Genomic DNA, 8,764 nt, shown 5'->3' with positions numbered 1-8,764 from the left:
GAGAGCGGGCTCACGGACAGCAGACATGCCACAGACCATAAACGGACCCGGAACCGTATGCCGTCGATCAACCGCCGCCGAGGCCAGACGGGCAGCCGGCCCGCCCTCGTGCCCTTCGGCAACAACGGCTCCAACACCGCCCACTGCTCGTCCGTGAGATCTCCCCGACCCATGGGCCGTGATCATTTACAGCCCAAGATCCACTTTCGATACGCGGCCTGGGGCGGGCCTCCGGTCTGGTCAGTGGCGTCCTGAGATACGGTCCGCCGCCTTCGCGATCCGGTCTGTGTCGGCCCGTGACGAGGCGGCCTCGCGGCGGTCCGCCGTGCGGTAGGCGGCGTAGAGGGCGTGTACGCCGAGCCAGCGGAAGGGTTCGGGTTCCCAGCGGCGGACCTTGTGGTTGACCCAGGGAAGGGCGGTCAGGTCGGTGGGGCCTGCCTGGCCGGAGTCCTGCTGGATCAGGTCGCGCAGGGTGCGGGCCGCGAGGTTGGCGGTGGCGACGCCGGAGCCGACGTAGCCGCCGGCCCAGCCGAGGCCGGTGCTGCGGTCCAGGGTGACGGTGGCGCACCAGTCGCGGGGGACGCCGAGGACGCCGGACCAGGCGTGGTCGATGCGGGTGCCCGCGGTGGTGGGGAAGAAGCGGACGAGCAGGTCGCGCAGGGCCTCGATGGTCGCGGGGTGCGTGCGGGATGTTCCGTTCACGTTGGCGGCGGCCGAGCCGTAGCGGTAGGGGACGCCGCGGCCGCCGAGGGCGATGCGGTCGTCGGCGGTGCGCTGGGCGTACATGTAGGCGTGGGCCATGTCGCCGAGGGTTTCGCGGCCGTCCCAGCCGATGGTGTCCCAGAGGGCTTTGGGCAGTGGCTCGGTGACGATCATCGAGGAGTTCATGGGGAGCCAGGTGCGCCTGTGGCCCTTGAGGCCCGCGGTGAAGCCCTCGGTGCAGCGCAGCACATAGGGGGCGCGGACGGTGCCGTACGGGGTGACGGCGTGCTTGGGCCTGATCTCGGTGACGGGGGTCGATTCGTGGATCGTGACGCCGAGGGCTTCCACGGTGTCGGCGAGGCCCTTGGCCAGCTTGGCGGGGTGCAGGCGTGCGCCGTGCGGGGTCCAGCTGGAGCCGACGGCTCCGGAGACGCGGATGCGTTCGGCGGTCTCGCGGGCGCCGCGCAGGACGCGGTCGGTCTCGCCGAAGGCGATTTCCACGGAGTGGAAGTCCTTGAGGCGGGCGAGCTGGGAGGGGGTGTGGGCGACTTCGAGGACGCCGCCGTGGTGGATGTCGGCGTCGATGCCCTCGTCGTCGGCGATGCGGATGACCTCGCCGACGGTGTCGTTCATGGCCTTCTGGAGGCGGACCGCGGCGTCGTGGCCGTGCAGCCTGGCGTAGCGGTCGCGGCCTGCGATGCCGTTGTAGAGCCAGCCGCCGTTGCGGCCGGAGGCGCCGTAGCCGCAGAACTTGGCTTCCAGGACGGTGATGTTGAGGAAGGGGACGGCCTTCTTGAGGTAGTACGCCGTCCAGAGCCCGGTGTAGCCGCCGCCGACGATGCAGACGTCGGCGCTGGTGTCGCCGGGCAGGGGTTCGCGTGGGGTGGGGGTGCCTTCGCTCGCGTACCAGAACGATATGCCGCCGTTGACGGTACTGACGGTGCTCATGTGTCCCCTGCTTGTCCGTGTGCAGCCCAGTCGCTGGAGGGACGTTACCTCTAGGGTCGCAGTGTGATCGACGTTCCGGATGACCTGGTCGTGAATCTGCGTGACCACAGCGGTGCGGCAGGGCGGGCGTTCGCGGACGCGCTGCCGGGGCTGGCCGGGAGGTTCCTGGAGGAGTGGGGGCTGCGGCTCGACGGGGCCTCGATGAGCGGGATGTGCGCGCTGGTGCTTCCGGTGGTGCGGGAGGCGGATGGCCGTAGGGCGGCGCTGAAGCTTCAGATGGTGGATGCGGAGACGGCGGGGGAGCCGGTCGCGTTGCGGGTGTGGGGTGCGGCGGGCGCGAGGGTGGTGGGCCTGCTGGGGCATGACGTGGCGACGGGGGCGATGTTGCTGGAGCGGCTGGACGAGCGGCGCCCGTTGACCGGAGTGGCGGATGCGCGGGTGGCGGTGCGGGTGCTCGCGGAGTTGTTGGCCCAGTTGGTGCGTGTGCCGGCTCCGTCGGGGATGCGGCGGCTGGAGGACGCGGCTGTGCGGATGCTGGAGGAGGCGCCCGTGGCCGTGGCCGGGCTGACGGATGTGGACGAGCGGCGGTTGCTGCTGGACTGTGCGGCAGCGGTGCGGGAGGTGGTGGGGGAGACGGGGGACCGGTTGCTGCACTGGGACCTGCACTACGACAACATCCTGGCGGGGCGCGCGGAGGAGGGCCGGGCCGGGGAGTGGGTGGCGCTGGATCCGAAGCCGCTGTGCGGTGATCCGGGGTTCGAGCTTTTTCCGGCGCTGGACAACAGGTTCGAGGCGTCCGAGGTGCTGTGGAGGTTCGATCTGCTGTCCGGGGTGCTGGGGCTGGACCGGGAGCGTGCGCGGGCGTGGACGCTGGGTCGGGTGCTGCAGAACGCGCTGTGGGGGATCCGGCGGGGGACGCCGCGGCTGTGGCCGCTCCATGCGGAGATCGCCCGGCAGTTGCTGGGGCGGGACTGAGGGGCACGGGGGCGGGCCGGCTGTTTAGGCTGCCCCCATGATTCGTACAGCCACCTCCGAAGATGTCCCCGCGATCCATGCCATGGTCCGTGAGCTCGCCGAGTACGAGAAGGCGCTCGACGAGGCGAACGCAACCGAGGAGCAGTTGCGTGAGGCACTGTTCGGTGAGCGGCCTGCCGCGTACGCGCATGTCGCGGTGTCGGACGACGACGGCGAGGTGGTCGGGTTCGCGCTGTGGTTCCTCAATTTCTCTACGTGGCGTGGGGTGCACGGTGTGTATCTGGAGGATCTGTACGTGCGCCCCGAGCGGCGTGGCGGTGGTTACGGGAAGGCGCTGCTGACGGAGCTGGCGCGGATCTGTGTGGAGCGCGGTTACGGGCGCCTGGAGTGGTCGGTGCTGGACTGGAACGCTCCGTCCATCGCGTTCTACGAGTCGCTGGGTGCGCGTCCCCAGGACGAGTGGACGGTGTACCGGCTGACGGACGGGGCGCTGGCGGACCTCGGAGCGGCCTGAGCGGGCCCTACGGGATGAGGACGACCTTGCCCACCGTGCCGCGGGTTTCCAGTGCGCGGTGTGCGGCCGCCGCTTCGGCGAGCGGGAAGCGCTGGACGGCGGGGCGCAGGCGGCCTGCCGCCGCTTCGGCCAGGGAGCGGGTTTCCAGGGCTCTCATGCCGCCTCCTTTTTCGATCATCGCGGGGCCCAGGACGCTTCGGGACGTGATGTCGCGCTCGGTCTGTTCCTCTTCGCTGAGGGAGAGCGTGTGGCCGCCGGATCCGCCGTAGACGAGGTGTTCGCCGCCCGGGCCGAGCAGGTCGAGGGCGGCGCGGGCGGTGATCCCGCCGACCGAGTCGAAGACGACGGTGGCGTGGCGGCCGAGGGCTTCGAGGTGGGAGCGGACGTGGCGCGGCCAGTCGGGGAGGGTGTAGTCGACGGCGAGGTCGGCTCCGTTCTTGGTGACGCGGGCGGTTTTGGCGGGTCCGCCCGCCAGGCCGATGACGGTGGCTCCGGCGTTCTTGGCGTACTGGACGAGGAGTGTGCCGATGCCGCCGGCCGCGGCGGTGACGACGGCGACCGATCCGGGGCCGAGGTCGGTGAAGCCCAGGATTCCCAGGGTGGTGCGGCCCGTGCCGATCATGGCGACGGCTTCGGCCGGGTCGAGACCGGTGGGGATCGGGTGGAGTTTCTCGGCGTCGACGACGGTCAGTTCTGCGTAGCCGCCGGGGGCCGTGCCGATGTGGGCGACGACTTCGCGGCCGAGCCAGTCGGGGTCGGTGCCTTCCCCGAGGGATTCGACGGTGCCCGCGATCTCGCGGCCAGGGACGGTCGGCAGTCGGGTGGCGGTGGTCCGGTAGGGGCCGGGTCTGCCTTCGCGCAGGTGGGTGTCCAGGAGGTGTACGCCGGCCGCGGCGACGGCGACCCGGACCTGGCCGGGGGCGGGGACGGGGTCCTCGGTCCGTTCGTGGACGAGGTTCTCCGCGGGACCGAAGGCGTGGAGGCGGATGGCGTGCATGGCGGGGCTCCCCGGGTGGCGGCGGCGTGGCGGCCGGTGGCTGGTGCTCACCACCCTCCGACCTCAGGTGCGCTTGAGGTCAAGGGGTTCCTGCCCTGCGGGGGACGTCCGGTGCCGTACCGCCGAGGAGCCGCACCGCCAGGACCGCCGCTTCGATGCCGCTGTTGAACGCGACCTCGCTGAGGAGCCCCGGGGCGGCGACCTGGTCGCCCGCGAGCAGGATCCCGTCGCCGCGGTCGACGGCGGGCCGGTCGCGCCAGGTCGTGCCGGGTTTGTCGACGGCGCCGGTGCGGCCGGAGGCGAGTGCGTCGCGACGCCAGGTGGTGCGGTCGCGCCAGCCGGGGAAGCCGAGGTCGAGCAGGTCCTCGGCGCGGCGGAGGGCGTCGGCGCGGGGGGTGCCGGGGGCGAGGGGGATCTGGGCCTGGACGAGCTGTTCGCCCGACGGGGCGAGGGTGGGGTCCTGGGCGGTGAACCGTTCGATCCAGCCGGGGGCGTCGAGGTCGGAGACGATGAACGGGTCTCCGCGGCGGGTCCGCAGGGCCAGGTCGAGCAGGGCGGTCCGGCCGCTGTCCCAGGTGAGGGCGGGGTCCTCCAGGAGGGTGCGGGCGGAGTCCAGATGGGTGGCGACGATCACCGGTCCGCTGCGCCGGAGTCCGGCCAGGTCATCGGGGCCGATGCGTTCGGCGGTCTCGATGCGTACGCCGAGATTCCACGCCCGGGCGGCCATCCGGTCGACGAGTTGCGCCCAGCCGCCGACGGGGTAGCGGGCCTCGGGCGGCAGTGCGGTGGCGCGGCGCAGCCGTTCCTGGACGAAGACGGCGGAGAGCGAGCCGGGGTCGTGGTGGAAGAGGGCCACGCCCATGTAGTGGGCTGCCGCGCGGGCGCCCTCCTCACCGACCTGGCCGGTGGCCCAGCTGAGGAAGTCGGCGTCGACGGGGGCCCGGCGGGGGCTGCGGCGGGCGAGGCGCAGCATGGCGAGGGGCGGGGTCCTGCGCAGGGCGCCGTCGCGGTGGAAGAGGAAGCGGGCGCCTTCGAGGGGCGGTACGGAGGCGAACGGGCCGAGGAGTCCTCGCTGTTCGAGCCAGGTCCAGTGCGGTCCTCGGCGGTAGAGGGCGTGCGGTCCCTCGTTGGTGAGGTAGGGGCCTTCAGCGGTCCTGGCCCGTCCGCCGAGGGTGTGGTGGGCCTCGTGGAGGGTGACCTGGGCCCGGGATTCGGCGGCGGTGATGGCGGCGGTCAGTCCGGCGAGGCCGCCGCCGATGATGTGGATGCGCTGCATGGCTGGTCTCCTCGCGGTGGGCGCTTCTGCGGTGATGACGGTTCGGCCGGCCGGTTCTGTGACACCGGGCCGGGCGGTGTCAGTGGTGTGCGTCACGATGGGGGGCATGGCACGTACAGGCAACAGGAGCAGCAGGGGCGCGGGCGCGAAGGACGGGGTGGCCCGGGCGCGGCGGCCGGAGGTCCGGCTGCCGTCTCTCGTGGAGTTCGACGGGGAGGGCCTGGAGCCCGACGGGGATTACGACGGTGTGCGGTTCGAGGGGACGGATCTGGCGGACGCGTCGGGTCCCGGAGCGCGGTTCATGGACTGCGAGCTGCGTGGTTGTGCTCTGGACCGTGCGGAGCTGGTGCGGGCCAGGTTCATCGACTCGGTGCTGACGGGTGTGCGGGGTGTGGGCACCGATCTCGCGGGGGCGTCGCTGAGGGACGTGGAGGTCCTGGACGCGCGGCTGGGCGGGGTGCAGCTGCACGGTGCGGTGCTGGAGCGGGTGCTCGTGCGGGGCGGGAAGATCGATTACCTGAATCTGCGCAAGGCACGGCTGAAGGACGTCGTGTTCGAGGGGTGTGTGCTCTCGGAGCCGGATTTCGCGGAGGCGCAGCTGGTGCGGGTGGAGTTCCGGGACTGTGTGCTGAAGCGTGCCGACTTCAGTTCCGTGCGGATGGAGTCCGTGGATCTGAGGACGGTCGCCGAGCTCGACATCGCGCGGGGTGTGGAGCGGCTGGCGGGGGCGGTGATCAGCCCTTCCCAGCTGATGGAGCTGGCTCCGGCGTTCGCCGCGCAGATCGGGGTCCGGGTCGAGGCGTAGGCGGGCACCACTCGGGCCGCCCCGCCTCCGGGCGCCGTCAGAGGCGGGGGAAGCGGGCCTGGAGGTCCCAGATGATGGGGTTGTCGGCGAGGCCTTCGTGCATGTCGGCCAGGTCGGCGATCAGGTCGTGCAGGAAATCGCGGGCCTCGCGGCGAAGCAGGGAGTGGTTGAAGGTGAGCGGGGGTTCGTCGCCGGGCATCCAGTCGGCTTCGACGTCCACCCAGCCGAAGCGTCGTTCGAAGAGCATGCGGTCGGACGACTCGGTGAAGTCGAGCTCGGCGTACTGCTGGCGGTGCGAGCGGTTGCCCCGGGGGTCGCGGTCGATCTGCTCGACGATGTCGCAGAGTGCCCAGGCGAAGTCGAGGACGGGGACCCATCCCCAGGCTGTGGATACTTCGCGGTCGGCCTTGGTGTCGGCGAGGTAGACGTCCCCGGAGAACAGGTCGTGCCGCAGGGCGTGGACGTCCGCGCGGCGGTAGTCGGTCTGCGGGGGGTCCGGGAAGCGCCGGGAGAGGGAATAGCCGATGTCGAGCACGGTTCGATGGTGTCATGCCGCGTGAGCGCCCCGCGCCGGGCGGCAGGCACGGGCGCGGGCCGTGGCCCGTTCGTGTCGTGCGACCTCCCCGCGCCGTCCTAAGGGAGCAGTCGTTGTTCCTTGGCGACGGCGACCGCTCCGGCCCGGGTGTCCACGCCGAGCTTCTCGTAGATCCGGCCCAGGTGGGTCTTGACGGTGGCCTCGCTGATGAAGAGGGCTCGCGCGATGTCACGGTTGCCGAGGCCCTGTGACAGCTGTCCCAGGATGTCGAGTTCGCGTTCGGTCAGGGTGGGCCGGGGGCTGCGCATCCGGGCCATGACACGGCTGGCGACCGGCGGGGAGAGCGTGGTGCGGCCCTGCGCGGCGGCGCGGATCGCGGCGAAGAGCTCCTCCGGGCGTTCGGCCTTCAGCAGGTAGCCGGTGGCGCCCGCCTCGATGGCGCGGGTGATGTCGGCGTCGGTGTCGTACGTGGTGAGGACGAGGACGTGCACAGCCCCGGCCCCGGTGGCGGCGATGCGGCGGGTGGCTTCGACGCCGTCGATCCCGGGGCCCAGCTGGAGGTCCATCAGGACGACGTCGGGGCCGAGCCGGGTGGCGAGGGCGACGGCCTCCTCGCCGCTGCCCGCCTCGCCCACGACCTCGATGTCGGGTTCGCCCCCGAGGAGGGCGAGCAGCCCGGCCCGTACGACGGCGTGGTCGTCGCAGAGCAGGATCCGTACGGGCGGAGTCATGGGCGTTCCTCCGGAGCGGGGGGAGAGGGTGGGGCGGCGGCGTGGGGCAGGGGCACGGCGGCTGACAGGACGGTGCCTTCGCCGGGTGCCGATTCGACGGTCAGCGTGCCGCCGAGCTGCTGGACCCGGGCCCTCATCGCAGGCAGCCCGTGGCCGCGTACGCCCTCGGGCGGGCGGGGAACAGGCCGGCCGGGGCTGAAGCCGCGGCCGTTGTCGGCGATGTCGAGGACGACGCGGTCACCGAGGTGGGTCAGGGTCAGTGCGGCGACGGTGGCCCCCGCGTGCTCGGTGATGTTCGCGAGGGCACCCTGCGCGATCCGTAGCAGTGCCGACTGCACACGGTCGGGAAGCGCGGCGGCCGGGGCGCCTTCCACATGGCAGCGGACGGTGAGGTCGCCGCGTGCCTGGGCGGTCTCCCGGGCGGCGAGCGCGTGCAGTGCCGCCTCCAGCCCGCCGCCCTCCGCCAGGTCGGCCGGGGCGAGGTCGTGCACGAAGCGGCGCGCCTCGGCGAGATTGCGCTCCGCGATGCCGGTCGCCGTGAGGACGTGGCGGCGGGCGGTGGCCGGGTCGGTGTCCCAGGAGCGGTCGGCCGCCTGGAGCAGCATCTGCTGGCTGGAGAGGCCCTGGGCCAGGGTGTCGTGGATCTCCATGGACAGTCGTTGGCGTTCGGCGAGGGTCCCTTCCCGGCGTTCGGTGGCGGCCAGTTCCCGCCGGGTGTGGAGCAGGTCGTCGATCAGCTCGCGTTGGCGTGCGGCCAGGTCCCGTTGGCGTACGGCCTGGCGCTGCATGTGGACGAAGACCGCGGTGGCGACGGCTGCGACGGCGGGCGGGGCCAGGACGAGATTCGGGTCGAAGCCCGTGGCGAGCCGCAGCTGTGCGGCGACGACGAACACGGTGAGGAGGGCGACGAGTGCCAGGGCGGCGCGCGGTGGCAGGATCCGCAGGCCCGTGTAGAAGAGCGGGACGGCGCACCACGCGAAGCTCGGGGCGAGGACGACCAGGACCATCCACACCACGACGAGGGCGCCGAGCCAGGTCAGCCGGCGGGGTGTGGGGCGGGAGCCGAGCACCGGGCCGAGGAGGTACAGCACGGCGAGGACGGCCGACAGCCCGATGATCCACGGGGTACGGGTCTCGCCGGGGTGGCGCATCAGGAAGCGCGCGAGCGAGGCGCCGAGCAGCAGGAAGAACGCGGCGTGCATGAGGAGGGCCAGCCACCGCGCATCCGGGTCACCCGCCGCGCCCGCGCGGTCCACAGCGCCCGCACGGTCGGCCGCGTCC

Annotated in this window: 10 protein-coding genes; 3 read left to right on the top strand and 7 right to left on the bottom strand. The window is 72.4% G+C overall.

Annotation, left to right across the window (positions count from 1 at the left end):
• Both ACFWFI_RS37570 and ACFWFI_RS37565 read right to left on the bottom strand, forming a co-directional pair.
• On the bottom strand, positions 1-173 hold a 173-nt coding region (locus ACFWFI_RS37570; protein ID WP_387399438.1), incomplete at its 3' end, for a transposase.
• A 67-nt stretch (positions 174-240) separates the two neighbouring features.
• Positions 241-1,650 (bottom strand): NAD(P)/FAD-dependent oxidoreductase, encoded by a 1,410-nt coding sequence (locus ACFWFI_RS37565; protein WP_387399434.1) that lies wholly within the window; start codon positions 1,648-1,650, stop codon positions 241-243.
• Positions 1,651-1,713: 63 nt separating this feature from the next.
• Here ACFWFI_RS37565 and ACFWFI_RS37560 point away from each other — a divergent pair, with 63 nt between their 5' ends.
• Entirely contained in the window at positions 1,714-2,625 is a 912-nt protein-coding gene (locus tag ACFWFI_RS37560; protein WP_387399431.1) for an aminoglycoside phosphotransferase family protein, read from the top strand.
• Positions 2,626-2,662: 37 nt separating this feature from the next.
• Positions 2,663-3,139 carry a GNAT family N-acetyltransferase gene (locus tag ACFWFI_RS37555; protein ID WP_387399428.1) on the top strand — a complete coding sequence of 159 codons (477 nt, stop codon included), beginning with the start codon at positions 2,663-2,665 and terminating at the stop codon, positions 3,137-3,139.
• Positions 3,140-3,146: 7 nt separating this feature from the next.
• On the opposite strand, the gene ACFWFI_RS37550 is transcribed toward ACFWFI_RS37555, so the two are convergent.
• Together ACFWFI_RS37550 and ACFWFI_RS37545 are read right to left on the bottom strand one after the other, a co-directional pair.
• On the bottom strand, positions 3,147-4,136 hold the full coding sequence (locus ACFWFI_RS37550; protein WP_387399425.1) for a zinc-binding dehydrogenase: 990 nt from the start codon (positions 4,134-4,136) through the stop codon (positions 3,147-3,149).
• Positions 4,137-4,215: 79 nt separating this feature from the next.
• Entirely contained in the window at positions 4,216-5,412 is a 1,197-nt protein-coding gene (locus ACFWFI_RS37545) for an NAD(P)-binding protein (RefSeq protein WP_387399423.1), read from the bottom strand.
• Between the two features lie 97 nt (positions 5,413-5,509).
• Here ACFWFI_RS37545 and ACFWFI_RS37540 point away from each other — a divergent pair, with 97 nt between their 5' ends.
• Positions 5,510-6,217 (top strand): pentapeptide repeat-containing protein, encoded by a 708-nt coding sequence (locus ACFWFI_RS37540; RefSeq protein ID WP_387399420.1) that lies wholly within the window; start codon positions 5,510-5,512, stop codon positions 6,215-6,217.
• Positions 6,218-6,254: 37 nt separating this feature from the next.
• On the opposite strand, the gene ACFWFI_RS37535 is transcribed toward ACFWFI_RS37540, so the two are convergent.
• From ACFWFI_RS37535 to ACFWFI_RS37525, 3 genes are all read right to left on the bottom strand, one after another.
• Complete coding sequence (locus ACFWFI_RS37535; RefSeq protein WP_387399418.1) at positions 6,255-6,752, bottom strand: hypothetical protein; 498 nt, start codon at positions 6,750-6,752, stop codon at positions 6,255-6,257.
• A gap of 98 nt (positions 6,753-6,850) precedes the next feature.
• Positions 6,851-7,483, bottom strand: coding sequence for a response regulator (locus ACFWFI_RS37530; protein WP_387399415.1), 633 nt, complete (start codon positions 7,481-7,483; stop codon positions 6,851-6,853).
• On the bottom strand, positions 7,480-8,739 hold the full coding sequence (locus ACFWFI_RS37525) for a sensor histidine kinase (RefSeq protein WP_387399436.1): 1,260 nt from the start codon (positions 8,737-8,739) through the stop codon (positions 7,480-7,482). The genes ACFWFI_RS37530 and ACFWFI_RS37525 overlap by 4 nt, the downstream gene beginning before the upstream one ends.
• Positions 8,740-8,764 lie beyond the last annotated feature (25 nt).

This window comes from Streptomyces sp. NPDC060209, from assembly GCF_042728155.1.
In the GTDB taxonomy this organism is placed as follows: domain Bacteria; phylum Actinomycetota; class Actinomycetes; order Streptomycetales; family Streptomycetaceae; genus Streptomyces.
Note: the sequence above shows the minus strand (reverse complement) of the source record. Positions and strands in the feature narration are given on the sequence as shown.